Source organism: Vibrio sagamiensis NBRC 104589, from assembly GCF_007990935.1.
GTDB lineage: Bacteria > Pseudomonadota > Gammaproteobacteria > Enterobacterales > Vibrionaceae > Vibrio > Vibrio sagamiensis.
Genome location: NZ_BJXJ01000003.1, coordinates 72906 through 98033, shown reverse-complemented (window position 1 = coordinate 98033; position 25128 = coordinate 72906). Strand labels below are relative to the sequence as shown.

23 protein-coding genes and 2 pseudogenes are annotated in these 25128 nt (G+C 40.6%); 7 read left to right on the top strand and 18 right to left on the bottom strand.

Features of this window, described 5'->3' with window-relative positions:
- Positions 1-39: 39 nt before the first annotated feature.
- From sodC to VSA01S_RS02590, 5 genes are all read left to right on the top strand, one after another.
- On the top strand, positions 40-561 hold the full coding sequence (sodC, locus tag VSA01S_RS02610) for a superoxide dismutase family protein (protein WP_039983113.1): 522 nt from the start codon (positions 40-42) through the stop codon (positions 559-561).
- A 298-nt stretch (positions 562-859) separates the two neighbouring features.
- On the top strand, positions 860-1516 hold the full coding sequence (locus tag VSA01S_RS02605; protein ID WP_039983112.1) for a hypothetical protein: 657 nt from the start codon (positions 860-862) through the stop codon (positions 1514-1516).
- A 275-nt stretch (positions 1517-1791) separates the two neighbouring features.
- Complete coding sequence (locus VSA01S_RS02600; protein ID WP_039983110.1) at positions 1792-3633, top strand: carotenoid oxygenase family protein; 1842 nt, start codon at positions 1792-1794, stop codon at positions 3631-3633.
- Positions 3634-3767: 134 nt separating this feature from the next.
- Entirely contained in the window at positions 3768-5378 is a 1611-nt protein-coding gene (locus tag VSA01S_RS02595) for an FAD-binding protein (RefSeq protein WP_039983108.1), read from the top strand.
- Between the two features lie 133 nt (positions 5379-5511).
- A complete protein-coding gene (locus tag VSA01S_RS02590) occupies positions 5512-6582 on the top strand; it encodes a hypothetical protein (RefSeq protein ID WP_039983107.1) in 1071 nt (356 codons plus the stop codon).
- Positions 6583-6783: 201 nt separating this feature from the next.
- On the opposite strand, the gene VSA01S_RS02585 is transcribed toward VSA01S_RS02590, so the two are convergent.
- From VSA01S_RS02585 to VSA01S_RS02565, 5 genes are all read right to left on the bottom strand, one after another.
- Positions 6784-7824 carry a trypsin-like serine peptidase gene (locus VSA01S_RS02585; RefSeq protein ID WP_039983105.1) on the bottom strand — a complete coding sequence of 347 codons (1041 nt, stop codon included), beginning with the start codon at positions 7822-7824 and terminating at the stop codon, positions 6784-6786.
- Between the two features lie 223 nt (positions 7825-8047).
- Entirely contained in the window at positions 8048-8593 is a 546-nt protein-coding gene (gene aroQ, locus VSA01S_RS02580) for a gamma subclass chorismate mutase AroQ (protein WP_039983103.1), read from the bottom strand.
- 585 nt (positions 8594-9178) lie between these two features.
- On the bottom strand, positions 9179-9754 hold the full coding sequence (locus tag VSA01S_RS02575) for a hypothetical protein (protein WP_039983101.1): 576 nt from the start codon (positions 9752-9754) through the stop codon (positions 9179-9181).
- Between the two features lie 657 nt (positions 9755-10411).
- On the bottom strand, positions 10412-11689 hold the full coding sequence (locus tag VSA01S_RS20455) for a methyl-accepting chemotaxis protein (RefSeq protein ID WP_039980206.1): 1278 nt from the start codon (positions 11687-11689) through the stop codon (positions 10412-10414).
- Between the two features lie 426 nt (positions 11690-12115).
- Positions 12116-12553: a YcgN family cysteine cluster protein gene (locus tag VSA01S_RS02565; RefSeq protein WP_039980205.1), complete on the bottom strand. Its 438-nt coding sequence runs from the start codon at positions 12551-12553 to the stop codon at positions 12116-12118.
- Positions 12554-12724: 171 nt separating this feature from the next.
- Here VSA01S_RS02565 and VSA01S_RS02560 point away from each other — a divergent pair, with 171 nt between their 5' ends.
- Entirely contained in the window at positions 12725-12973 is a 249-nt protein-coding gene (locus tag VSA01S_RS02560) for a YkgJ family cysteine cluster protein (RefSeq protein ID WP_039980204.1), read from the top strand.
- Between the two features lie 67 nt (positions 12974-13040).
- Here the strand turns inward: VSA01S_RS02560 and recR are convergent, their stop codons facing one another.
- The 7 genes from recR to VSA01S_RS02525 all read right to left on the bottom strand — a co-directional run bounded on the left by recR (position 13041) and on the right by VSA01S_RS02525 (position 18829).
- The gene (gene recR, locus VSA01S_RS02555; RefSeq protein ID WP_039980202.1) at positions 13041-13640 is read right to left on the bottom strand and encodes a recombination mediator RecR; all 600 of its coding nucleotides are present in this window, start codon (positions 13638-13640) and stop codon (positions 13041-13043) included.
- A 30-nt stretch (positions 13641-13670) separates the two neighbouring features.
- A complete protein-coding gene (locus VSA01S_RS02550) occupies positions 13671-14000 on the bottom strand; it encodes a YbaB/EbfC family nucleoid-associated protein (protein WP_005380618.1) in 330 nt (109 codons plus the stop codon).
- Between the two features lie 81 nt (positions 14001-14081).
- Entirely contained in the window at positions 14082-16199 is a 2118-nt protein-coding gene (dnaX, locus tag VSA01S_RS02545) for a DNA polymerase III subunit gamma/tau (RefSeq protein WP_039980201.1), read from the bottom strand.
- A gap of 8 nt (positions 16200-16207) precedes the next feature.
- Positions 16208-16753 carry an adenine phosphoribosyltransferase gene (gene apt, locus VSA01S_RS02540; protein ID WP_039980200.1) on the bottom strand — a complete coding sequence of 182 codons (546 nt, stop codon included), beginning with the start codon at positions 16751-16753 and terminating at the stop codon, positions 16208-16210.
- Positions 16754-16917: 164 nt separating this feature from the next.
- Positions 16918-17286, bottom strand: coding sequence for a YbaN family protein (locus VSA01S_RS02535; protein ID WP_083932217.1), 369 nt, complete (start codon positions 17284-17286; stop codon positions 16918-16920).
- A gap of 50 nt (positions 17287-17336) precedes the next feature.
- Complete coding sequence (locus VSA01S_RS20450) at positions 17337-17468, bottom strand: hypothetical protein (protein ID WP_039980198.1); 132 nt, start codon at positions 17466-17468, stop codon at positions 17337-17339.
- Between the two features lie 254 nt (positions 17469-17722).
- A complete protein-coding gene (locus VSA01S_RS02525; protein ID WP_039980197.1) occupies positions 17723-18829 on the bottom strand; it encodes a response regulator in 1107 nt (368 codons plus the stop codon).
- Positions 18830-19129: 300 nt separating this feature from the next.
- Here VSA01S_RS02525 and VSA01S_RS02520 point away from each other — a divergent pair, with 300 nt between their 5' ends.
- Positions 19130-20005 carry a LysR family transcriptional regulator gene (locus tag VSA01S_RS02520; protein ID WP_039980196.1) on the top strand — a complete coding sequence of 292 codons (876 nt, stop codon included), beginning with the start codon at positions 19130-19132 and terminating at the stop codon, positions 20003-20005.
- A 106-nt stretch (positions 20006-20111) separates the two neighbouring features.
- Here VSA01S_RS02520 and purF read toward each other — a convergent pair whose 3' ends face one another.
- From purF to accD, 6 genes and pseudogenes are all read right to left on the bottom strand, one after another.
- Complete coding sequence (purF, locus tag VSA01S_RS02515) at positions 20112-21626, bottom strand: amidophosphoribosyltransferase (RefSeq protein ID WP_039980195.1); 1515 nt, start codon at positions 21624-21626, stop codon at positions 20112-20114.
- A gap of 36 nt (positions 21627-21662) precedes the next feature.
- On the bottom strand, positions 21663-22154 hold the full coding sequence (locus tag VSA01S_RS02510; RefSeq protein ID WP_039980194.1) for a CvpA family protein: 492 nt from the start codon (positions 22152-22154) through the stop codon (positions 21663-21665).
- A 61-nt stretch (positions 22155-22215) separates the two neighbouring features.
- Positions 22216-22485, bottom strand: a pseudogene (locus tag VSA01S_RS20530) (SPOR domain-containing protein); the annotation flags it as partial.
- Positions 22486-22593: 108 nt separating this feature from the next.
- A pseudogene (locus VSA01S_RS20525) lies at positions 22594-22806 on the bottom strand (cell division protein DedD); the annotation flags it as partial.
- 14 nt (positions 22807-22820) lie between these two features.
- Positions 22821-24083, bottom strand: a complete 1263-nt coding sequence (folC, locus tag VSA01S_RS02500) for a bifunctional tetrahydrofolate synthase/dihydrofolate synthase (RefSeq protein WP_039980192.1) — start codon at positions 24081-24083, stop codon at positions 22821-22823.
- Positions 24084-24127: 44 nt separating this feature from the next.
- Positions 24128-25054, bottom strand: coding sequence for an acetyl-CoA carboxylase, carboxyltransferase subunit beta (gene accD / locus VSA01S_RS02495; protein WP_039980190.1), 927 nt, complete (start codon positions 25052-25054; stop codon positions 24128-24130).
- Between the last annotated feature and the right edge of the window lie 74 nt (positions 25055-25128).

Sequence of the window (25128 nt, the reverse complement as noted above, 5' to 3'; positions counted from 1 at the left end):
CATTAAGTGGATTTATTCACGACATAAGGTAACCAAAAAATGAAACTAAAAGCGGTACTTTCGATCTTATGCTTAACCTCTTCTTTCAGTACTCTTGCTGAACAAATCAAAGTAGAAATGATTGACTTGAACAGTGGAGCAATATCCGGTTCTATTACAGCGACAGAAACGGAATATGGCACCGTTTTTACTCCAAACCTTGAAGGCTTAACTGCGGGTCTACATGGATTCCATATTCATACAAACCCTTCATGTGAATCAGCTGAAAAAAATGGTAAAACAGTCATGGGTGGCGCAGCTGGTGGTCATTATGATCCTGCTAAGACCAATAAACATGGACTACCTTGGACAGAGGGTAACCACTTAGGCGATCTACCACCATTATTTGTCGACGCAGATGGTAAGGCAGTACAACCTGTGTTGGCACCTCGAATTAAACTCAGTGATCTAAAAGATCGCTCGTTGATGATTCATGCTGGTGGTGATAATCACTCTGATCATCCTGCTCGACTTGGCGGTGGTGGTGCAAGAATGGTTTGTGGTGTTATAGCCACTAAATAAAAATGTTAAGTCATTGTAATAAATTTAATAGTGTCACATAACACTATTCAGAATAGGGTGGTAGTAAAATCACCCTTCATATTACTTAGCTTTTAGTTAATCTTTTGACTATTTAACTATCATCTATACAGTCAACTCAAATCTATTTATTCACTCCCTTTTCATTCTTCTACCCATTTCAGTACCTCTATACCACAGAGTAAAAGTTGAAGAATAGCCAAGAAATCGGCATGATACAGGCCGTTCAAGTTCCTTTAAAAAAAATTTTTATCCAACAGTTTAAGGTTGTCATTTACCTATGGAAAGCTTTTACGAGAGCGAATTTATGCTCTCCGATTCGGTCCACTTTGTCCTGCTCACCCTCATCCTTGCTCTGGTCTTCCATTTACCCATTTGGTGTGGACGGAATTTCTGTAAAAGAAAATGGAAGTATGTTGATTACCTTTGGCCTATCATCGCAGGAGTTGGCATGCTAGGAGCAGTCTCAGAAATTCGTTCCTCTGTTGCAGACAATTGGGCTCAAACTGAACAAACACGAGCAGTCACCATTCTCGAAGCGATTCAAGACTACTCAGTCCAGCAAATCAAAAGTGAGTTCTGCTCAGGCTTAATCCCTGCAACAGAGCAACAAACTTATAATGAGGCATGCCGTTGGTATTTGTCGGTAGCAAAATATCTAAAATTTCTTGAGTTCAAACAACTCCCCAAGATCAGCCACAATCAACTTTTCGCTTCTGCACCTAATAGTGATTGGGCAAAAGATGATGTGGTTTGGGTCCAAGGTATGGTTGACGAATATCAAAAACAGAAAACACAATATGAACAAACCAAACTTGCCCAAATCAAACATCCTTTAGAGCGCATTTTTTGGTATGTCAGCCCCTACTTAATTTGCTTTGCTGTCGCACTTCGTTTAACTAAAGTAACGGGTGAACTGAGGCTGGAAAACCGTTAAAACTCTGTGGTGAACGCTCTCGTTCACTCTCAAAGGCATAAATCAGCTAACGGCCCCCTCGTTTGATCTATGCCTTTTATTCTCTATTCTCTATTCTCTATTCTCTATTCTCTATTCTTTAGCTACGAAAATTCACTATTGATCAAAATCATTGTAATCAGTTTAAATATTTGCAATTTTTATCTGCTGTAATTCATAGTTTTGAAACTTAATCATTTTACGACATAAAACTCTTCTATTTTTAAAATCATCGCTAACGAAATGATTAAAAAAATATGAAGAGACGTACCTTCCTCAAAGGCATAGCGGGGGCCAGCTTTTTCCCTCATCAATTACTTGCAAACCCCAGCACAGACAGCAGTGTATTTCCCACATCCATTATGCAGGGAAGTTTAGAGTCATCTTCTGGAGATCTCCACTTGATTTATGGGCAGGTACCAAATGATATTAATGGCCACATCTTTTTTGCTGAGGGTATCCCTCTAGAGCCTGATCATTTAAGCCCAAGTGGACGTGGCGCCTTAACTCGAATTGATTTCTCACCAGAGAAGGTGACATTTCTGCGTAAAATGATTGATACCCCCTCTGCAATTATGCAGCAGCACATTGACTGGGGGTTCGATAAATTCAGATTACTCGGTGGATTGGCCTATTACAGCCCCTCTATGGGCTTTGTTAACTACTGCAATACAGCACCAAATTACTTAGGCAATAACCGTTTTGCACTCAGCTACGAAGGCGGTGTTCCCTATGAATTTGACGCCTTAAGCTTGGATCTTATAACCCCAATTGGGCACTATAACGAGTGGCAAAGCAGCCTTCCTCCTTGGATGGATAGTTTTATACCTGATAAGTGGCTTTTCCCACAAATTAGAACCACGGGTCACCCATATTTTGACCTAGAATCTGACGAATGCTTCACGATTAATTACGGTGGCAATGTCGCGAATACAGGAACAAAAAACGGCTTTATTCATTTAATTAAATGGGACAAATACCACCCACTCCAAAGCTGGCGTATTTTTGGCCGTGATGGTCACCCTGCCTTTATTGCTGCAACAGCACATTCACTCGGGGTAACCCGTCACCATGTACTAGTATTCGAAACCGCAGCTCAAGTTGAACCACTTCGAATGATGGGAACTCGCTCCGTTCAGCCGCAGCAACATCGAACCCCGGTTTGGGTCATTCGTAAAGCCGATTTACAGCTAGGACGAGAGTTTGTTATTGCCGATTACCTCGAATTGGACTTCGACACATCTGACATCATGTGCAATTACGACGACTCAGAAAATGAAATCACCCTTTATGGTCAATATCTGGGAGCGATGGACAAATCTGAACCTCAATATTCGAGAGATAAACGTATCTTCGGCGGAAGAGTACCCGATCAATTAGCGGGTTACCCAGCGGCCCCCATTGACGTTGGTGGGTTGGTCAGAGCAAGAATCGACGTCCAACCTCTCTCAGTAAGAGAAATTACCAGCGATTTCCATTTAATTCGCGACGATAAATTGTTCTGGGATATGAATGACCCAGCATATCGCGGACATTTTCAATTCCCTGAACAATTTGAACATATTTATTGGGCCGCTGTTGGTTACCGAAAAGATCATGTACTTCAACGTGTTGCTAATGCCTACGAAGATTACCCTAACCGTTTATACACAAATGATAACTTACCGCAGAACGATCAACCTTCGGCTTTAGTACATATGGATTGCTTAGCCATGCGCCTAACGGATGCGTATCAGTTTCCTGCCGATTGCGTGATGAGAACACCTCAATTTATGCCGCGAAAAAACAGCCACGCTCAAGATGATGGTTACATTTTCACCGCTGTCGTACGCAATAGTCCCACCCATGCTACCGGTAATGGCAAAGAAATTTGGATTTTTGATGCCCAACATCTTGCGCAAGGCCCACTCGCAATTTTAGGTCATCCACAACTGAACTTTGCCACAACCAATCATGCTCTCTGGGTCGCCCATATAGGACCAAGGCCCTTCGATGTATACAACGCCAATGTGGGGGACTTCTTTCGCTCTAAAGCCAGCAGCCACCGGAGCTCAGTAAAAGATGTGATCGAACAATATATTCTACCGAGATTTGGTTGACGATACTTTCGAAAGTTTGCCACAGCGCAGGCTCTAAACATAGCCGAACACAACAAACACAACAAACACAACAAACACAACAATGTAGAAACAACACCACAAATACAACAGCAAAATAAATAAGGAAGTTTTTAATGAACGTAACAACCACGGCCTTGAGTGCTTTTCTTCTCTCTATGGGCTTAGGCAGCACCTCTGTTCAAGCATCATCAACGGTTGGCCCTGCTCTCTCGAACTATCAAGGGACTTATACTTGCTACCCTGAGGCGATTTATGAGCCCAATAACATTGAAGAAATACAAAACATTGTTAAAGATGCCTTAGTTCGAGGCAAAAAAGTGATGACTGGCAACCACAAATTTGCCAGCCAAATTGATGCGGCTTGCGCTGGTGATGATCAAGTTCAGATCACGCTGAGTAATATGAATAAAATTCTCCATTTCGATTCAAACACCAAGCGCATCACCGTCGAGGCAGGTCTAAGATTTAACGATCTCAACGACTTCCTCCGTCAACAAGGCTATGCGATTAATATGGTGACCGAACTGGCTATCTTTACTATTGGGGGCATGCTAGGGAGTGGCACTCATGGCTCTACATTAGCAAAGCCAAGTAATATGTTGGCGGATTACGTCACCGAACTCAAAGTCGTCGATGGGCAAGGCAACATCAGAGTACTGAATGGCGATTTACTCGATGCGGCAAGAGTCAACTTAGGGGTATTAGGAGTCGTTGTCGAGGCAACCTTAGCGCTCGAAGATGCATTTAAAGTCAGTGCCGAAGTAAAAGGTTATCGAGATGATACCGGCTTAGAAGATAAAGTACTCGAAATCGCAAGAAATAACTACTCAGCGAATATTGCTTGGTTCCCTGGTCTTGGCCGCTACACAACTACCCTCTACAACCCTGTTCCAGCGGGGACACCAGGTCAAGCTTATAACGCTCAAGCTGATGTTAGCGATGCTGAAGAGTTTTTCTTTGGTTTGCTATTTAACGCCGCTCATGAGTTCCCTGGCTCTGGCCTACAATGTCTGGCTGCAACCGCACGATACAATGCAAGAGCTAAATCTTACTTTCGTGATAGCGTATCTGGTGACCTAGTTTCAGAACCTGTTGGCTACTCAGATCAAATGCAATATTTCAAATGCAAAGATCCCAATCAATGTATTTGGGATAGATTACCCATCGCCCTTCAAGAGGTGGCCATAGACATCGAACGCTTACCTGATTGGATTCGAGACGTACGCCAAATTGTCGCTAAGCACCCACGAACTTGTTTCCCGCTCAATGGTATCTATTTTAGATTTGGTAAAGCCTCTAAGAGTTACCTAGGTATGAGTGCAGGTCGTGAAACCGCATTTGTCGGCATCGAGTACACATTAAGACAAGAAGGCAACAGAGAGCCTAAGAATTATTTTGTGAACCTTGAAATCGAGCAAATGTCACTACGTAAATACGATGCTCGACCACATTGGGGCAAAAACTCGGTCGCCATTTTTGAAGAAATGCCATCACGTTTTCCTATGTGGTCAGAATTCTTACAAGCGAAGGCCGAGCTCGACCCTTATGATGTGTTTAGCAATCCATTCTGGCGTCGAGCGAGTGGAGAAATTCCACAAGCAGATAGCTTAAAGCCAGGATGTAACCTGCGTGGAGAATGTTATTGCCAAGAAGATTCTCACTGTCAAACAGGCACCACCTGTCAACCTGGCTTGCACTTCACTGAAGCAAGGATTTGCCGTTAATATTGAACCTGTTCCTTACAAACAGTCATTTGTAAACCGTTGATGATGGGTTAATAACCCATCATCATTTATTCAAGCGTTGACAGGAGTTCGACGCTTGAATATCCACCAGCTAAACAAGGCAATCTTATATATGCGCATATTATCTTCCCTGCTTTTTCTGTGGTGCTCATTGTTATCATTGAACAGCTTAGCAACGACTCTCGACGACATTCGTCCTCATCAACCTAGTTCAGAGCAAACTTGGGCTGAGCAATGGTTCTATAATATTTCTGTTCCTGAGGTCGGTTATTTTAAAATCAGTTTACAGACTTACATCGCTCCTGATTTTACTGAACCCACACCAAAAGGTTATGTTCATCTCGCTTTTACACCGATTAACGGCAAAACCATCAAGTACGACATATTCAGTGATGATTTGATCCTAGAGGGCTTTGACGATGCAGAACAATTTCATTACGAGATCCCCGGCGTTATTAGCGCCAATAAGCACACAGTGAATGTCAATTATGATCAGTTCCACTTTTCCATGAGTTGGGATGGTGAACATGCACATTACTGGCCGGGAAGAAACCCAGGACAAACTCCATTTAGCTTCATTCCTGATATTCCCGGTGTCGGCGGTAAATGGTTTCTTTATACTGTTGGAACACCGATTCAATACCAGTTTTTTAACGGTGAGGAGTCTTTTTCCGGACGAGGTTACGCACAGTTAGATAAAGGCTGGTATGACAAAGAATCCAGTGCAGGGATGGTCTATACCATGGGGCTCTCAGACGAACTCTATTATATGTTCACCGGAGCTCAAATCGGCACCTCATCGATTGAATTATGGGCGGGGCGGTATATTTCAGATCAATACGATCTGATTTTTTACCCTGCGATAGGCAACCTTTCAGTAAAGAGGGAGATCGATAGCTGTGCAGGTTATTTGAAAGTCGAAATGAATAAATTCAACCAAAGCATGGTCATGGAAGTTATGTCCGACCTTTCTGACTTCTATTCTCTTGCTTTTCCATCTGTCATTATTTTTGGTGGGGAACAAAAATACATGAAATCGATGAAAGCAAAGGTCAACGTAACGTTATTCGAGAACAGACAACTCGTAGAAACCATCACCATGCCGCAAGCACTATTGGAATTCAGTGGCCCCTTCTATTGTGATGACCTCGATAAGTTGGGTTCAAATACTAACGTACACTAGAGCGTACTTTTATCATTTCTGAACATAGAAAGTTAAATATACCCAAGTAACATCAGCTACTTGGGTATACAGATAATGTGCCTCTCGGCAGATCTAAAGTGGCTTCAAAGGTGCAAATAGAGGATCGAGCTTAGTAAAATATCCACGAGAGAACATCACCCCACCTTACGACAATTGAACTTGAAATAAATAACAACCAAATTAAGTAGAAAACCTTTTACGTATCAAACTCAATCCCAACATTAATAGAAGAGAAGCAAGCCCAATCGAACCACCAGACTTACCATGAACCTGCTCTGCATCTGGATTATTGGTAATAGGAAGAGGCTTTGGCTTTATATCATTCGTGTTATTACCAGAACTATTGTTAACATCATCTCCTTTCGTTAATCGGATAACTTCTGTCCTCGAAAGATAAAGCTCTCCGCTACCTCCTGTATTTTCGATAACGTATGTACAGCGTTCAAATGGTTTAATTGGCCCTTTCAAACATGTACTTTCATCAACATTAAGCACAACGTCACCCCTGACATAAGCACTATCTGATATAACATTTCGATGTAATGATTGAACTTCAATAGTAGTATGCTCAGATACAGTAGCAATGGTCGGGTAATGCCAACCATTAATGTTATCTAGAATAAAATCGGACGCAAAATAAAGATCTGTCCCAGCAATAGTGTGCACTCCTATTGCTTGATGAACGGCTATGATTTCATTGTCTTGATTAATCCAAGCCGCTCCCGAATCCCCAGATTCAGTATGCGCTATTCCTACTTTTTCAGCCTCTATATTGAATGGATACTTCTCATCCATTGTAGTTAATTTAAAACGGGCCCGCTCTGGTATACGCTTTCCTCCAAAGCCATCAACGCTTATCCGTGTTCCCTTAATATACGTTGGTAACGTAAGATCTTTAAAGAACTGTATTCGTGCCACATCCGTTATCTCAGATAAAGTAAGTATCGCCACATCCTCACTGAGAGGGTGTAAGGGCGAATAATTTGGATGAATCACAACTTTATCAACGATAGCGCGCTCATATTGATGGTGAGCATCAGCCAAATAATAGCGTTCTTGCTCATCATCAAAACAATGTGCAGCCGTCAGTACATAATGACGACCAATACGAGTTCCAGTACAATTAATCAAAGAGACGGTGTTATCGTTCTCAGCCCATACAATGGATTCTCCATTAATGATTGCCCAAGCATGAATAGGGTAAATAACCAATGAAACCATTCCAACGCATATTAACGTTAGTACATGCGTAATTTTATTTATTTTAGAACTCACTTAAATTAGCCAAATTTATAACTTATTCTTTCAGAGCACCTCTTATACAGAAAGCCACATTTTTATCAAAGCGTTATTTCAACTTTTTTAAGTTTATCAAATAAAACCTACTATTAATGGGCAGTTTTTAATCATATTACTAACAGTATTTCATTAACAATATTTAACGCTAACTATTCAACTTAACTTTAGTTAAAGCATCAAATATCATTTTTTTGTCTCTTTCCTCTAAATACGGATTAGATACTGCTTTTTTAAAAGTATCGTACTGGCTATCAGAGAAAAAGCGTCCAGATTTAAGGTATTGATAAAGTTTATTGTTTAAATTATCCCCTAATTTGATTAACGCAGGACGAACTACCGTTTTTAACTCTCTCGGAGCTGAGACTTGGCTTTTCTGGCTAAGGGCATCAGCTCTAACACGATATTGAATCACTTTTGCAGATGACATTAGTGATTTAACTAGTGTTTTTATACTGTTCTGTTCCAGTCCATATTTTTCACTTGTCGCTACCGCCTTTTCTAATACTATCGACTCCCTGGCTAAATCTTCAATAGGTAACCCATGGTTAGCCTTATAGATTGCAACATCAGGCATATAGCTCATACGCTCATTGATTATTTGGAAAATAATCTCAGCTTGTTCATCAGCATAGGAAGAAACTGGCAATAAAATCAACCAAGCTAATAAAAGTTTTAAGTAGTTTTTCATCATTTATTCTTTCCTTTTAAAATAAGTCCATTAACAGCTAAATACCCACAGAGAAATACGATCACTCATGTAGCATATTATCGTATCAAGCACATATATTGATAGGAATTTACATGAATAATTTTATATTTTATGCGCTAGGAATTATTATTTTTTCGAATATATAGACTGATAAAAAATAAGTAATAAATTACTCAAAATTGAAGGCTATTGGGTATCAAAAAATACCACAAAACTTGATATGTATGTAATCGACCCTCAACCTAATGAATGTGGAGCTAACTGTGCTGTGATACATAAAGAAGGTTGTTTAGACGGCTTTGACGTCATTTTAATTTTTCAGTGTGGCAAGCTTACTGATAGTAAAGTTGATAGGTTTTACATAAAAGTTTATATAGTCTAATTTCACATTTAAACATTGCATATTTAAAAAAGCCTTACCTGACTTACAATAAAAATCCTCATATAATATGAATATATTTAATGTAAATTAAATAAGGCGTTTCTTTTTCTAGGTAATAGTTAATTAATCATAATAATGTAGAAAATGTAAACAATAAATAACATTTCCACTTTATTGGGTTATAATTAGTAACTTGCCATTTTAAATTTAAAGAAGTTTCTTTGTGAGCCTGCCCAATTATCCGCTGGTTCATTAATTGGCTGATTTGTATCAATAGTTACAGCCCATTTATATTTAATACCATCTTCATCAGCGCTATCATTAACTTTACGAATATCAGAAACACTTGCGATGCTCACAATGTTTGAGAACTGTGCATTTCTTCCCATACGAATTTGGAAAAGCTCTTGATTGTTATTACTTATCGCTTTATCAATTTCTAATTTAAATCTTTCAGCCGCTTCATAGTTAGAACCTTTGAAATTAAGAGTATAGGTTGTTTCGCTGTCTTTATGGATCCAGTAACCCCAAGTGTTTACTGACCACTCCCAGTCCCAATCAATTTCATTGCTACACTTAACAATAGCAGCTTCATCATAGGTCATGGCACCTTTATTAACCATAAGATCAATCATTGCATCATATTTTGCACATGTTACAAAATTGTTCGGACCTTTTACTAATTCCGCACTATTTGAATTGGCAAATGACATTCCTGATACACCTAATAAAAAAAGTGCTGATAAAACTTTCTTTTTCATTATTAACCTTAAATATGAAAATTAATTTCCGATAGTATATTTTCATCTGAGTTATATAAATACAGAAACATCTCTCTTGCATTTAGAATAAAGTAGATAAAAAATCATATAAATAATAATATTAACAATTAAAGAAGTACATGTTATTAATTAAGAAATCACTAAACCATGACATAAAAGAGTTTCATAAAATCTAAAAAAACCACTAACCAACTGTAATTAATAAAAAATACAAACTAAAAGACTAAAAAGTCAATAGCTATAAAAACAAATAAAAGACAAGGATATGACAAAGAAATAACAAAACTCGGATGGTCTAGGTGTTTAACACTGTTCGACATTAAAGAATGTATTATACACAACTGCATTGAACAGCATTTCTTTGGTATTAAAAATACAAGCACATTAACAGGTTTAAGGTTCGTAATACGACCGATTGAATTATACAGGTAAGAAATAAAATCAGTCATGTTACAAATTGTCCCACTCGCATTCGACGTGTTTTTTATATCTTCCACATTCTAGAAACATCTGGCAAAAAACGACGATGATGTTAACGTAGGCAATTACGAGTATGGCACACTGGTTGTGAAGAACTAGTGCGATGAATAAAATCGCACTTGCAAAAAGATTGGATTAGGTACGCACTGAGTGTTGTTACGTTAAATTGGACATATTTTTAGCGACGTCCTCTGCTCCTCTTTGTATTTCATTGATCACAGAAGACACGGTGTGCAATTGTTTATTTGTATCTATTGAAGCTACTCTAATTTTCCCCATAGAATCGGAGATTTGATTCGTCAGCATGACATTTTCAGAGACAACCCGGCTAATCTCATCTGTTGATCCTGATGTCTTGGAAGCTAAAACCCTCACTTCATCAGCTACAACAGCAAAACCACGTCCATACTCACCAGCTCTTGCGGCTTCTATTGCTGCATTTAAAGCCAATAAATTCGTTTGATCAGCAATACTTCCAATAACTTGGACGATATTTTCAATGTTAGTAGAGAGCTCATTAAGCTTATTTATTATTTCGACAGAACTTTCCACTTGCTGAACGACACCTAATGATTGTTCTTGAGCTTGGTTTATTGACTCCTTACCATTTGTTGCTACTTGTTCAGTTTCAACGGCTGTCGTGTAAGCAATCGATATCGCGTCTTTTGAAGCTTCTTCTTGAAGAACCTCTAATGTAATGTCAGTAGCAAACTTAACCACTTTATACACTTCGTTTTTATCGTTAATGATTGGGTTATAAGATGCTTGAATCCAAACTCTGTCGCCTAGCTTTGATTTTCTTAAAAAGCGCCCACTTAATGCCCTACCACCTTCTAACTCCTTCCAAAAATAAGGATTATTTTGGTAAAACTCATCAAAACAAAACATTTTATGATGCTTGGTTACGACTTCATCTTTTGAGTAACCTAAAGTACTCAGGAATGCATCATTTGCATTAATGACTTCTCCAGAAGTTGTAAATGTAATAACAGCAGAAGTTCGGTCTAATGCACTTAATAACTCACTATCTTCAATGCTTCTTATATGTTTATCTGTAACATCGGATGCCACCTTAGCAACTTTTATGACTTTTCCATCAGAGAGAATCGGGAAGTACGTTGCCTCAACAAATATCTCTTTTCCTGATTTATTAAGTCGGGGGAAAACCCCACTTTGTGCTTCCCCTGATGCTAGATTTTGCCAAAAGTGGAAATATTCTTTCGATGAGGCGATTTCTTTTAAACAAAAGAGAGAATGATGTTTACCTATAACTTCTTGCTTTTGATATCCAACACAAGATAAAAATATATCACTGGCATTTAAAATGTTCCCTTCTGGAGTAAACTCAATAACTGCAAGTGATCCATATAAAGATTCAATAAAATCTTGATTAAGATCGGTCTTTTTTACTTTTTCACTTTTTTTAAAAAACATACATACATTCCAATGACAATCACTTTTGTGGATTATTCGCAAAAAAGTCAACACCAAAGTCAACAGGCTAGAACACTTACCTTTCTTAGGCGGCATTATCAGTATTATGTTAAGTAACTGATTTAAAAATAAAAATTAAATTCACGCGCTTTAAACACTTACATTAAAGATTTAAGATACTCGTTCAAAAAAATACGATTCCATGTAGCTTTGAAAATTTGTCACGCTTTCAGATCAATTCATAGGATAAAAATCAGAGTGTTTATTTGAAGTAAGCATTACGCAATGGTATCTACTTGTCATACTTCAAATAATAGGCCTCTATCATCGCAGTACTTTAGAAGATGATTATCTATGTAAAACTAAAATACCTTAGAAGGGGGCGAATCGACATTTTCAATAGGCTTAAGTGTTTAATAAGTAAAACTATCGCTTGGGATGATTTAAAATGTGGTCTTCCCAATTTACTACGTCGATTTCATATACGATCTTGTTTCTTACACTCTCCCCTGCTGCATGCATGGCTGATTTAGAACCGGTAATAAGAGGATGCCACTCTGGTAAAGGTTGGTTTTCTGCTAACAAACGGTACGCACATGTATGAGGCAACCAAGTAAAATCTTCGATGTCTTCGCGAGTAAGTTTGGTGCACTCTTCACCTGAAGTAAAACGATTCGGATAATCCTTACAAGAGCAGGTTTTGCTATTTAACCAGCTGCATGCCACATTGGTGTAATAAATTTCATCGGTATCTTCATCCATGAGTTTATGTAAACAACATTTACCGCAACCATCACATAGCGATTCCCATTCTTCTTCTGTCATGTTCTCGAGTGATTTAGTTTGCCAAAATGGAGAAGTCATACGCTTATTACTTACTACTGAGTGGGAGTGAATAGGGTGCGTTTTATACCCTTATGATGCAAAAATTTCAAGTTTTGCTGCTCAACCCATTCCGTTGAGATAAAAATCAATACTTCCAATCTGGCAAAAAATGCTCATAATTGCCGTCTTATTTTTTATGAGGGCTTTAAAATGGAGTGTCGACTAGGCTGTGGTGCTTGCTGCATCGCCCCGAGTATTTCCTCACCGATACCAGGTATGCCCAGTGGTAAACCTGCTGGTGAACGTTGTATTCAACTCAACGATGATAATCTGTGCAAACTGTTTGGCAAACCAGAGCGTCCTAAAGTGTGCCATGAGTTTAAGCCCTGCCCTGTGGTTTGCGGTCAGACCAATCAAGAAGCACTGACTAATATTACAGAGCTTGAGTTACTTACCTAGCTTGAACCATCCATAACTCTCATAAAAAAGCCGCTGAATTCCAGCGGCTTTGTATTAAATTCAATGATTAAATCTTGTGTCGACCTAACAGCGAGTGTGACAACGTTGTACCATCTACGAGCTCAAGCTCACCCCCTACAGGTACACCATGAGCGATGCGGCTCGCATCCACTTGATGTTCTTTACACAGCTCTGCAATGTAATGTGCCGTCGCCTCCCCTTCTACTGTTGGGTTGGTCGCCAGAATGACCTCAGTGATGTCCCTTCTGCGCAGACGGTAATCCAAAATATCTAGACCAATATCACTTGGGCCAATGCCGTCTAGCGGTGATAAGTGCCCCATCAGGACAAAGTATCGACCAGAGTATTGCCCGGTGGCTTCTACTGCTGAGATATCTGCTGGGCTTTCCACGACACACATTTGGCCGTTTTCTTGCCGTTTAGGGTTGGTACAAATATGGCAAACGTCTTCTTCAGTGAAGGTTCGACACTCGGAACAATGGCCAATTTCAGTCATTGATTGACTTAGCGCATCTGCCAATTGCAGACCGCCTTTTCTGTCTCGCTGTAACAAATGAAAGGCCATACGCTGAGCCGACTTGGGGCCAACCCCAGGTAGACAACGTAAGGCCTCCATCAATTGTTCCAGCATATGGCTGGTACGCATTAAGAATCCGATTTATTAAAATTCAGCCGATTAGAATGGCATTTTCATGCCTGGTGGTAATTGCATACCGCCAGTCACAGAAGCCATTTTCTCTTTTTGCGTTTCTTCTACGCGACGAGCAGCATCATTGAATGCTGCTGCAATCAAGTCTTCAAGCATCTCTTTGTCGTCTTCCATCAAGCTTTCATCGATGTCGACACGACGTACACTGTGGCTACCTGTGATGGTCACTTTTACTAGACCAGCACCAGATTCACCTGTGACTTCCATATTCGCGATTTCTTCTTGAAGCTTTTGCATGCGATCTTGCATTTGCTGGGCTTGCTTCATTAGGTTGCCCATACCGCCTTTACCAAACATGTTCATCTCTCTGGTTTACTAGGTGTTATCTCTGTTAATGGGGCTGTAAATCAGTCTTTTCAACCCCATTGCGTCCGATTTTTAGATAGGTCTTATACTATCTTTATCAAGCTCTGCTGCAAACCGACGTTCAATAAATTGGACGTGAGGGTCGTTCTCTAAACTGAGCACAGCTTGTTGTAACTTTTCTTGGTATAACCTATCTCTCAACTCTAATGGAGTCTCTCCACTTTCGCCAACTTCCACACTCAAATGACAGGTTTCACCCAGCGTCGTATTTAACGCTTGAAGTAGCTCGCTTTGCGCCTTGTCAGTATTTAAATGCGCTTGTTGGTTTCTGAGATGCAGAGATACGCTTGAGCCCTCTTTTGTGAAGCTAGAGTTAAGGGCTAACTGCTCGACAAGCTTCGGCATCTGCATTTGGCTGATTAGCTTCGCCCATGAATCTTTTTCTAACGACTCATCGACAAGCTTTTGGATCATTTCAGGCGTTTTCTCATGTGAAAGCGCTTGTTTAATCTGCGTCGGTGTCAGCTCGACAGTTGCCTTTTTTTCCACTGGCTTCATCGGTCGCCAACGATACGCTTCGTCCTCGTCTACGCTGGTGTTTTCTGTTTTAGAATTCAGTTTAGGCGACACCTGTGCAGTATTGCTGTGCAATTGAGAAAGGCGGTCAATAACCGATTCTTTCTGAGCAGATGTCGCGCTAGACTTTTTTGGCCCACCACTCGCAGCAGGTTGCTGTTGCTGTCCTTGACGCTGGGAACGCAGTTGATGACGCAAACCATTCAAGCTGCTGCGTGCTGGTGTATTGTCTGGTGCAGGAGGAACATTATGCTCAACCGGAGCACTTTCTTCCGCCGCAGTGGGATCATGTGGCGGTGCCATGTTTTGTCTTTTTGAATAATCAGACGGCATTTGAGGCGCATGATTTTGTGCTTGAGGCTCCATCGTAGGGCGGTTGGATTGATAAGCTGGTTGAGACGCTTGACTTGGCACCTGTGTTGTAGTGCTAGGGTGTGAGGGTTGCGTTACCTGCGTATTTACCTGTGGCGGCACCGTTGACCCAGTTTGTGGCTGCGAAGCGGTGGAAATAACATTAGCGCCGCGATGCTCTGCAGGTCTAAATGCCATCATGCGCAAGACAATCATCTCAATGCCAGTGCGTCCATTCGGAGCTAATGGCAGATCATCTCGACCTTTTAATGCGATTTGATAATAAAGCTGCACATCTTGTGGCGTCAGATTTTTACTCAATAGTTCGATTTTTTCTGCATCTGGCCGGGTTCGGTCTAATGTCGATGGTAATGCCTGACACATTGCAACACGATGTAACTGAGCCGATAGTTGCTGCAATAATCCATCCCAATCAACACCATTAGCTGCAAGTTGCTCGATTGTATCCATCGCTTGTTGAGGTAACTTGCTGCTGATCGCCTCCAGTAGATGAATCGCTTGATCAGTATCGATAGTGCCGAGCATGTGGCTCACGCTATCGGTTTGAATCGCACCATTACCCAAGGCAATGGCTTGATCAGTGAGACTTAAAGCATCCCGCATACTGCCATCTGCAGCATGAGAGATCATGCCAATTGCACGAACTTCTGCTGAGACCTGTTCTTTTTCGAGAATACGGTCTAACTGTTGATGGATATCATCAACACTGATCGGTTTAAGATGAAATTGCAAGCAACGAGATAAAATCGTTACTGGTAATTTTTGTGGGTCAGTAGTTGCTAGAAGAAACTTAACGTATTCTGGCGGCTCTTCTAGTGTCTTTAATAAGGCATTAAATGAGTGACGCGAGAGCATGTGCACCTCATCGATAAGGTACACTTTAAAGCGTCCACGTGCAGGTTTATATTGGACGTTGTCTAACAGCTCTCGAGTATCTTCAACTTTAGTGCGAGAAGCCGCATCGATCTCAAGTAAGTCAACAAAACGACCTTCATCGATCTCACGGCAGGTATCACATTGCCCACATGGAGTCGAGGTAATACCCGTTTCACAGTTCAGCCCTTTAGCAAACAGACGGCCAATTGTTGTTTTTCCTACACCTCGGGTACCACTAAAAAGGTATGCATGATGCAAACGGTTTTGCGCTAATGCGTTTTCTAACGCTGTCAGCACATGGCTTTGGCCAACCACTTGTTCGAACGTATGAGGGCGCCACTTTCGCGCTAAAGCTAAATAACTCATTGAATGTATTAGTGTCCTTCAAACTCACAAATGCTGTATACGCTTAAGCCTAACCCTTCTAGACGTTTATCACCACCTATCTCTGGTAGGTTGATAACGAATGCTGCATGCTCAACTTCTCCACCAAGTTGACGAATCAGTTTAGTGGTTGCTTCAATGGTTCCACCTGTTGCTAGCAAATCATCAACAAGTAAAACTTTATCGCCTTCAACAATAGCATCAGTGTGGATTTCAAGTGTATCTACGCCATACTCTAACTCATACGATTGAGCTATTGTTGGACGAGGAAGTTTACCCGGCTTACGCACTGGTACAAATCCAACCCCTAAAGCAAGAGCCAGCGGAGCGCCAAAAAGGAAACCACGAGCTTCAGTACCCACTACCTTGGTAAATCCCATATCTTTGTAACGATCAACTAAAAGATTAATCGTCGCCTGATAGGCAGTTGAATCTTCTAAAAGACTCGTGACATCACGGAATAAAATACCTGGCTTTGGGTAATCTGGAATGCTTTTGATGCTAGATTGGATCAACGAAATGGTTTCTGTAGTCATAATACCGATTTACTCAGATTGGGTTACTGCTCACTTTCTATCACTATTTATGACGATAAAGGGCAATAAACAATAGGTTATCTTCACTGTGCCCACGTGAGGTAAGCATAGCTTCTGAAAATATAAAGCCTACTTAAGGAGCAGGCGTACTGATCTCTACAATTTTAGTGATTTTCTTTGCTATCATCAACTGGCTCTATCACAGGGATACGTATAAAGCCTATTAACACAACGATTAGCATGCCTGATAGCATAATTTTTACCCACATGAGTGGCGCAACATAAATTGAAACAGTAAAACTTAAGATGATGAATATTGCACCGCGTTGTTTGACCTTACTCGTGACGGCACGATGCTGTGTCCAGTTTTCAAGAATGGGTCCAAAAATTCTATGTTGATGTAACCACTGGTGCAATTTAGGGCTGCCACGCATAAAACAGGCACTGGATAGTAAGATGAAAGGTGTTGTTGGCAATAGTGGCAAGACAATGCCAAGGATACCCAGAATCAAAAAGAGCCCACCTGAAAAAATTAAAAAGTAACGATGAACGCGAATGGTGAACTCCGAAAGTGATTAACTACTTAAAATCCTGCGTAGCCGTTTGCAACACGTAGCCATGTGATAATGGCAGGTAAAGTAGGAAGTAACAGTACAGCAATGAAGCCGAAAAAATAAAAAATATTATAAGGTTCTTTGAAGTCTTTGTCTGCCATAATGTTCTCCCTGAATCAATCGTGCGATGTCTTTATTGCTCATTCAAATGTTAGATTAGCGTTGTAGACATGAGTAAATTTTGTTTAAGCGTTCACTATACCCTAAATAACAAAGGTAAAACACCCAACAATATTAAGGGGAAGAATGCTGTGAGAACAGAAGCAGTGCAATGCTCGAAGCGCAGTCCGTAAGTTAGCATTGCATTGCTGTTTTATACTGAACAAAACAAGATCTGTTTCCTTTAAAAAGAAATTTAAGCAACCTGAATTTTGCGTGTGATGCGAAGGTTAAAGCTTGATGAACCAAGACGCCCAACAGACAGCTGACCCACTTTATCCATCGACATATCTCGAGTTATAAAGTTTTTCAAACAGCCCTCACCCAGCTTTTTATCACCAGAGATATGGTGTTTCATGTGCTCACTAGCCCAATTACTCTCTAAGCCAGCAGGTAAAATTGACACTGATGCCGAGGCAAGATCTGCGACACCAAACATAGCATTCACCGAGCCAGCGTAATTGGAACATTTTATCCCTTTTTCAACGATCTCAACCATATCCTTGAGATCGGCGCTAAAGCTTTTTAAGTTACGTAAATAATCGTCGAACAAAGCTCTCACTAATAACGTGGTTGCTACCCCATCTCGAGTCAAAGAAGAAGAATCAACAAGATAAAAGACAAACTGTCCATTCATCAACCAACGATAATCAAATACCAATGGCATAACATCCGTCGATTGAAGCAGACGATAATTACACGCCCAATTACCTTGAGAGGTGTCTTTATCAGGCAGCAAAGCATGCAGTAAATCCCGCGCGGCATTAGGGTTTTCTCGTAGGTGTTCAAGATGCCAGTAAAGCTCTTGTTCTGCGGGCAGCTCTCCTCCATCATCAACACGAAACCACTGGCTGGCAAAGTCTCTTTGCTCTGAAAAATGGCAATCGGAACTTATCAATGTTGTCTCAATAGCTTGAGATAGGTGTTGATAGTTAATAATTGGCTTGGGCAAAAAGTCTTTAATACCAAAACGCAATGCTTTTGCTACATCAGACATATCATCTGTTCCAGAGACCACAATCATTGGTAATGATGGATACTCAAGGCTCACTTCCTCAACAAATTCAATACCATTGAGTACAGGCATAGATAAGTCACAAAGTACGAGGTCAGGGCAAGACTCTCTCAGCAGCTGAAGAGCTTTCAGGCCATTTTCAGCTTCAGAAACCTTGTAACCAAGCCCAACTAAGTAAGTGCTGGTTACTTTACGAAAGACAGGGTCGTCGTCTACGAGCATGATACGTTTTGCGTGAACCACTTCATTTGCCGAGACCTTTGCCATTTGATCGTGAGTGTTAAACATACTTTTATACCTCACAAAGCTCAGACAGAACTGCTTATACATTATTATTTTTGTAATTTACCTTGCTAAGAAAATCAGCCATGAAATACATAACGATGCATAACAAGGTCTAAGGTTTATTAACCTTGTTATAAACCCTAGCCTTAAATTGAGGTTTATTCAAATATTGAGCGAAGCACAATAATTTGCTCACAGCCTCAGGCTGTGTTCAAATATCAGCACAAACTGGCTTAAAGTGAATTCTTATCACAAAATTAATAATAATTTATCCACAAACGATCAATTGACGTGCCCGGAAATATGAAACTAGATGATTTAAACCTGTTTCGATTAGTTGTTGAAAATGGAAGCTATACCTCAACTTCGAGAAAAACTATGATCCCTGTAGCGACTATCACTCGGCGCATTCAAGCCCTTGAAGATTCAGTAAGTCTACGTTTACTCAATCGTCACGCTCGAAAGCTCTCTTTGACGGAAGCTGGGGAACGATTTTTTAATGAATGCTCTCCTTTACTTCAACAGTTAACATCAACTGCTGAAGAAATTACTGATAATTGTCGTGGTGCATCAGGTAGAATTAAAATTTCTGCTCCGAATAACCTGACAAAACGCATGATGATGCCCATGCTTAATGCCTTCATGCACAAATTTCCCGATATCAATGTTGAACTGACCACGGAAAGTAATGCAGATCAACTTGATCCAACAGAGTGGGATGTCATTTTTCGAGTGGGTCCACAACGTGACTCTAGCCTGATCGCACGAAAAGTTGGAGAAGTCAAAGATATTCTTGTAGCCAGTCCTAAATATCTTGCATCACATCCTTCTCCTCACCACGCAGAAGATCTCTCTGAGCATGCCTTATTGAAAGGCTACCCTTTATTAAAATGGACACTGCTTAATAACAAGGGCGAAATCGTCGTAAATAACGAGCGAGCAAGATTTCAAGCGAATGCGCTGAACGTTGTACGAAGCGCTTGCTCTGAAGACCTAGGCATTACGCTAATGCCAGATGTGATGATAGAAGAGTACATCGAGCGTGGAGAACTGGTGCGTATTCTACCCGACTGGAGTGCCAACCCTCGTGATATCTATATGCTCTACAATCATAAAGATCATTTACCAGAAAAGGTACGCCTATTTATTGATTTTGTTATTGAAAATAAATTGAGCTAGTCCAGTAATAACAGTATAAAAAAACCAGAGTACACCTACTCTGGTTTTTTTATTAGCACTCAAATTGGTGAGTAAAAAGCAAACAACTTGATCAATAGAAACGAATCTAAACTCCTTCGTTGTGAAGCTCAAGGTTAGCTAAATCTTGTTGTATTTCACGTTGAACTTTTGCGTCATCGTTACGCATACCATCCAAGAAATCTAGATACTTTTGGTCAATATCACCCGTTACATATTCACCATTAAAAACTGATGTATCAAACTGGCTAATGTCATGATTGCCTAAGCCGACAGCATAAACCAAGTCATCAAGACGTTGATAAATGAGTGCATCAGCCCCGATATGTCTACAAATGGCCTCATTATCACGACCGTGGGCAATCAATTCAGAAGCACTTGGCATATCGATGCCATATACATTAGGGAAACGTACCTCCGGCGCTGCTGATACCATAAATACTTTATTTGCACCGGAGTCACGTGCCATTTCGATAATTTGCTCAGAGGTGGTACCACGTACGATAGAGTCATCAACCAATAATACGTTTTTATCTTTAAATTCAGAGCGAATCGCATTCAATTTTCGACGAACGGATTTTTTGCGTTGTTGTTGACCCGGCATAATAAATGTTCTGCCCACATAACGATTTTTAACAAAGCCTTGTCGATATGGTTTTTCTAAGGCTTGAGCGATCTGCAATGCAATATCACATGATGTTTCAGGAATAGGGATAACAACATCGATATCGAGATCGGCATAATCTTCGCGAATACGCTGACCTAATTTTTTACCCATTTCAACACGAGCACTGTAAACCGAAATTTTATCGATAAATGAATCTGGGCGTGCAAAATAAACGAACTCGAAAATACAAGGGTTAAGTGTGGGATTATCCGCACACTGCTTTGTAAATAGTTGACCATCAAAAGTTACATATACCGCTTCACCCGGTGCTACATCTCGCATGAAGTCAAAACCTACCGCATCCAACGCAACAGACTCAGAAGCAACAATATACTCTGTTCGGCCGTTAACTTCACGTTTACCCAAGCACAGAGGACGAATGCCATGAGGGTCACGGAAGGCAACCATACCATGTCCAATGATCATTGCGACGACAGCATAAGCACCTCGAATAGCACGGTGAACGTTTGTTACTGCACGAAATACATCTTCGACACCAACGTTGCCTTTCACGGTGTCAATTTCATGGGCCAAAACATTAAGTAGTACTTCAGAATCGGATGTCGTGTTGATGTGACGACGATCTTTTTCGAATAGTTTCTGACGAACATCATTGGCATTAGTCAAGTTACCATTGTGTGCCAGCGTAATACCAAAAGGAGAATTGACATAAAAAGGCTGCGCTTCAGAAGCACTAGAGCTGCCCGCAGTAGGATAACGCACATGCCCTATCCCAACCTCTCCTTGTAAACGTTGCATGTGTCTTGCTTCAAACACATCTTTCACTAAACCGTTCGCCTTGCGCAGACGAAAACGATTGCTTTCTATGGTACAAATGCCCGCGGCATCTTGGCCACGATGCTGTAACACTGTTAACGCGTCATAAATTGACTGGTTTACAGGCGTTGTGCCCACGATTCCAACAATACCACACATGTCCTAATCCTCGATTTGCGACAGTAGCTGGCACTACTAAGTAGTACCAGACATAAAACTTGATGTTGCTTGTAAATGATCAAAAAATGGGGCTATGATTCGACTAAACTCTGGAACCAATTGAGAATTTTGCCACCAATCTGAACTTGGGAATGCTGTAAACGCATCCATAAAAAACAGCAACGCAGAAACAATTAGCACACCACGTAAGCCACCAAATACGATACCGAGAATTCGATCTGTACCCGTTAATCCCGTTTTTTGTACCAGTTGAGCAATGACGTAGTTGACTACCGCTCCCACAATTAACGTTGCGATAAACAATACTGTAATCGCAGCCCCGTTTCGAAACATGTCATCTTCGATATTGGAAAAATATACTGCTAATTTAGCGTAGTAAGTACTGGAGATAAAAAATGCTCCACACCAAATCACCAATGACAAAGCTTCTTTTGCAAAGCCGCGAACTAAGCTGATCAGAGCTGAAAATCCGATCACACCTAAAATGACAAAATCTAACCAATTCATATTTTCTTCATCTTAAGTTGGCGCGCATTTTAACAGAAAAAATGCTGACGCAAACGTTTTCTTATGGATTTAATGGCTTAAATTTAAGCAATTGACCTTTTGAGCCCGTAATCTTTTGCAATTCTTTGAGCTGTTGTTCAAGTTTGGATTTTGATACATCAGGTCCAACAATGACACGAGTAAAAGTATTTTCTTTTTTTACATGCGCTTGATAACCACGCTTTTTCAAGTCTTCAACTAATGCAACTGCATTATTATGGTTCTTCAACGCCATCAATTGAATAATCCAAGCTGAATCTCGGTAGTGATTTTTTTCTTCAACGGGGCGAACTGACGTTGCCACATTTTTCACTACTGGTATTTTTTGCACTGAACGATTTTCTGGTTCAGCATTCTTTGTTGACGTGTGTTCAAAATCTGTTTCATTTTCTGTCGCAACTATAGGAGATTTAGGCAGTGCCACATCATCTTCGATAGGTTCTAAAACTTCAAACTCTTCAACATCTCGATCCAGTTCAGGTTTAATCGGAATGCTAGCAAACTCTTCTTTATAATGAATTTTTTTGCCATCTAGAATATCAGGAAGTACGATGACTCCGACCGCCACTAGAATAATGGTGCCGACTAAGCGGTTTTGGAATTTACTTGACATCAAATTACCTTTGATTACTTATTATCTATTTGCCAATACGCTAAGACCTCTCCCACGGTATGAAATGAGCCTACGACTAAAATCACATCGTTATTTGCCGCAACTTTCAATGCCCCTTGAAATGCTTCGACAGGATTGGAGAATAACGTTTGCTTCTGAGGTAAGTGCATACACAACTCTTTCGCAGTTGCTGCTCTTGGTCCTTTCAGTGAAGCGGGATACCATTGTGTTGCCAATGGTGACAAGATTTCCAGGGTTGTTTTAATATCTTTATCATGCAGCATTGCAATAACAATATGGATATTTTTATCACCGTATTGGCTTTTCACTTTTTTAACTAGGTATTCTGCTGAATGCGGGTTATGTGCAACATCAAGAATAATAGTTGGACTATCATTTAATACTTGCATACGACCAGCAAGCCTCGCACTTTTCAAGCCATTAACAATATTAATGTCTGATATCTGTAAGTCAGAAACACCCAATGCCATTAATGCGGTAGCAGCATTTGGAAGGGGTAACGAAGGTAATGGCAACGCTTTAAGGTCAAATGCACCACAGCGCCATTCCCAGCTTTTATCAGCTTGTTGGTATTCAAAGTTAATCCCCACTTGGAAAAGCTCTGCCTTAATCTCATCAGCATAAGCTGCCACGCTAGCAGGTGGTATAGCTTGACCACAGATGGCTGGCTTCCCTGTACGGAAAATTCCCGCTTTTTCATAACCAATGGTATTGATATCGTCACCTAACCAATCAACATGGTCGATGGCTAGACTAGTGATCACTGAAATATCATGTTCAACAACATTCGTTGCATCTAATCGACCACCTAAACCGACCTCAAGTAGAACAACATCAATTTTTTCTGTTTGAAAAACTCGCAATGCGGCTAAGGTACCAAATTCAAACAAGCTCAGACTGATATCGCCTCGCTGCTGTTCGATGTAATCGAATGATTCGCAAAGCACAGTATCAGAAACATCTCTGCCGTTAATCCGAACACGTTCGTTATAGTGAATAAGGTGGGGGGAGCTATAAACACCAACCGAGTAACCTGCCTCGAGCAGAATGGCTTCCATTAATGCACAAGTTGAACCTTTACCATTAGTTCCTGCTACTGTGATAATGGTAGATGCAGGTTTTGTTAAGTTGGCTTTTCGAGCAACGGCTTGGACGCGCTCTAAGCCAAGATCGATCGCTGTAGAGTGAATATTTGCTAAATATTCAAGCCACACCGTCAAGGAGGATGTGGCTTGAGGAATAGAGTTTTGGGTCATCTAACTTTAACCATAAATTGCCAGGTTTTGCGTTAGTGAGTACTTTACCTTTTTTCGTCCGCTACTGGTACAGAATATGACTCTTCATTTGGAGAATCGTTAACCAAAGCATCCAGCGGGGATTCTTGAGCCGTTAATTTAGCAACCAAACCACCGATGCAGCGACGCATCTCGCGACGATCAACAATCATATCAATCGCACCATGATCCAATAGGAATTCACTGCGCTGGAAACCTTCTGGGAGGTCTTCACGTACCGTCTGCTCGATAACACGACGGCCAGCAAAACCAATCAGAGCTTTCGGCTCACCAATGTTGATATCACCAAGCATCGCTAAACTCGCCGATACACCACCCATAGTTGGATCAGTCAATACTGAAATGAATGGCAGACCTTTTTTAGATAAACGTTCTAAAGCGGCACTGGTTTTGGCCATCTGCATAAGAGACATTAATGCCTCTTGCATACGAGCACCACCACTGGCAGAAAAGCATACTAGGGCGCAGTTATTCTCGATGGCAGCTTCAACCGCTTTAACAAAACGAGCGCCAACCACTGATCCCATTGAGCCGCCCATGAAAGAAAACTCAAATGCACAAGTAACAAGTGGCATTCCTAGTAGTTCACCTTTCATCACAACTAATGCGTCTTTCTCACCGCTGTTTTTCTGAGCAGTTGAAATACGCTCTTTGTAGCGTTTTGAATCTTTAAACTTCAATTTATCTTGTGGCTCTAACTCTGCACCAAGTTCAACACGATTGCCTTTATCTAAAAACGTTTCTAGACGACGACGCGCTTTCATGCGCATGTGGTGATTACACTTAGGACACACCTCTAGATTACGCTCAAGCTCAGCATGATATAGAACCTGCTCACAAGAAGTACATTTTGTCCACACGCCTTCAGGAATAGACGCTTTACGTGAACTTACAAGATTACTTTTCTCTAAAATCTTTTCAAGCCAACTCATGGAAGACCTTTTCTCTCAGTTCTTTCGCCTTATTGCGAAAGATATAAATTCGGAATATTACAGAAAGATTAAAA

Bases quoted from the DNA above. Each gene is read 5' to 3' on its own strand.
- sodC (WP_039983113.1), top strand. From the start codon at position 40: ATGAAACTAAAAGCGGTACTTTCGATCTTATGCTTAACCTCTTCTTTC.
- VSA01S_RS02605 (WP_039983112.1), top strand. From the start codon at position 860: ATGGAAAGCTTTTACGAGAGCGAATTTATGCTCTCCGATTCGGTCCAC.
- VSA01S_RS02600 (WP_039983110.1), top strand. From the start codon at position 1,792: ATGAAGAGACGTACCTTCCTCAAAGGCATAGCGGGGGCCAGCTTTTTC.
- VSA01S_RS02595 (WP_039983108.1), top strand. From the start codon at position 3,768: ATGAACGTAACAACCACGGCCTTGAGTGCTTTTCTTCTCTCTATGGGC.
- VSA01S_RS02590 (WP_039983107.1), top strand. From the start codon at position 5,512: ATGCGCATATTATCTTCCCTGCTTTTTCTGTGGTGCTCATTGTTATCA.
- VSA01S_RS02585 (WP_039983105.1), bottom strand. From the start codon at position 7,824: ATGGTTTCATTGGTTATTTACCCTATTCATGCTTGGGCAATCATTAAT.
- aroQ (WP_039983103.1), bottom strand. From the start codon at position 8,593: ATGATGAAAAACTACTTAAAACTTTTATTAGCTTGGTTGATTTTATTG.
- VSA01S_RS02575 (WP_039983101.1), bottom strand. From the start codon at position 9,754: ATGAAAAAGAAAGTTTTATCAGCACTTTTTTTATTAGGTGTATCAGGA.
- VSA01S_RS20455 (WP_039980206.1), bottom strand. From the start codon at position 11,689: ATGTTTTTTAAAAAAAGTGAAAAAGTAAAAAAGACCGATCTTAATCAA.
- VSA01S_RS02565 (WP_039980205.1), bottom strand. From the start codon at position 12,553: ATGACTTCTCCATTTTGGCAAACTAAATCACTCGAGAACATGACAGAA.
- VSA01S_RS02560 (WP_039980204.1), top strand. From the start codon at position 12,725: ATGGAGTGTCGACTAGGCTGTGGTGCTTGCTGCATCGCCCCGAGTATT.
- recR (WP_039980202.1), bottom strand. From the start codon at position 13,640: ATGCGTACCAGCCATATGCTGGAACAATTGATGGAGGCCTTACGTTGT.
- VSA01S_RS02550 (WP_005380618.1), bottom strand. From the start codon at position 14,000: ATGTTTGGTAAAGGCGGTATGGGCAACCTAATGAAGCAAGCCCAGCAA.
- dnaX (WP_039980201.1), bottom strand. From the start codon at position 16,199: ATGAGTTATTTAGCTTTAGCGCGAAAGTGGCGCCCTCATACGTTCGAA.
- apt (WP_039980200.1), bottom strand. From the start codon at position 16,753: ATGACTACAGAAACCATTTCGTTGATCCAATCTAGCATCAAAAGCATT.
- VSA01S_RS20450 (WP_039980198.1), bottom strand. From the start codon at position 17,468: ATGGCAGACAAAGACTTCAAAGAACCTTATAATATTTTTTATTTTTTC.
- VSA01S_RS02525 (WP_039980197.1), bottom strand. From the start codon at position 18,829: ATGTTTAACACTCACGATCAAATGGCAAAGGTCTCGGCAAATGAAGTG.
- VSA01S_RS02520 (WP_039980196.1), top strand. From the start codon at position 19,130: ATGAAACTAGATGATTTAAACCTGTTTCGATTAGTTGTTGAAAATGGA.
- purF (WP_039980195.1), bottom strand. From the start codon at position 21,626: ATGTGTGGTATTGTTGGAATCGTGGGCACAACGCCTGTAAACCAGTCA.
- VSA01S_RS02510 (WP_039980194.1), bottom strand. From the start codon at position 22,154: ATGAATTGGTTAGATTTTGTCATTTTAGGTGTGATCGGATTTTCAGCT.
- folC (WP_039980192.1), bottom strand. From the start codon at position 24,083: ATGACCCAAAACTCTATTCCTCAAGCCACATCCTCCTTGACGGTGTGG.
- accD (WP_039980190.1), bottom strand. From the start codon at position 25,054: ATGAGTTGGCTTGAAAAGATTTTAGAGAAAAGTAATCTTGTAAGTTCA.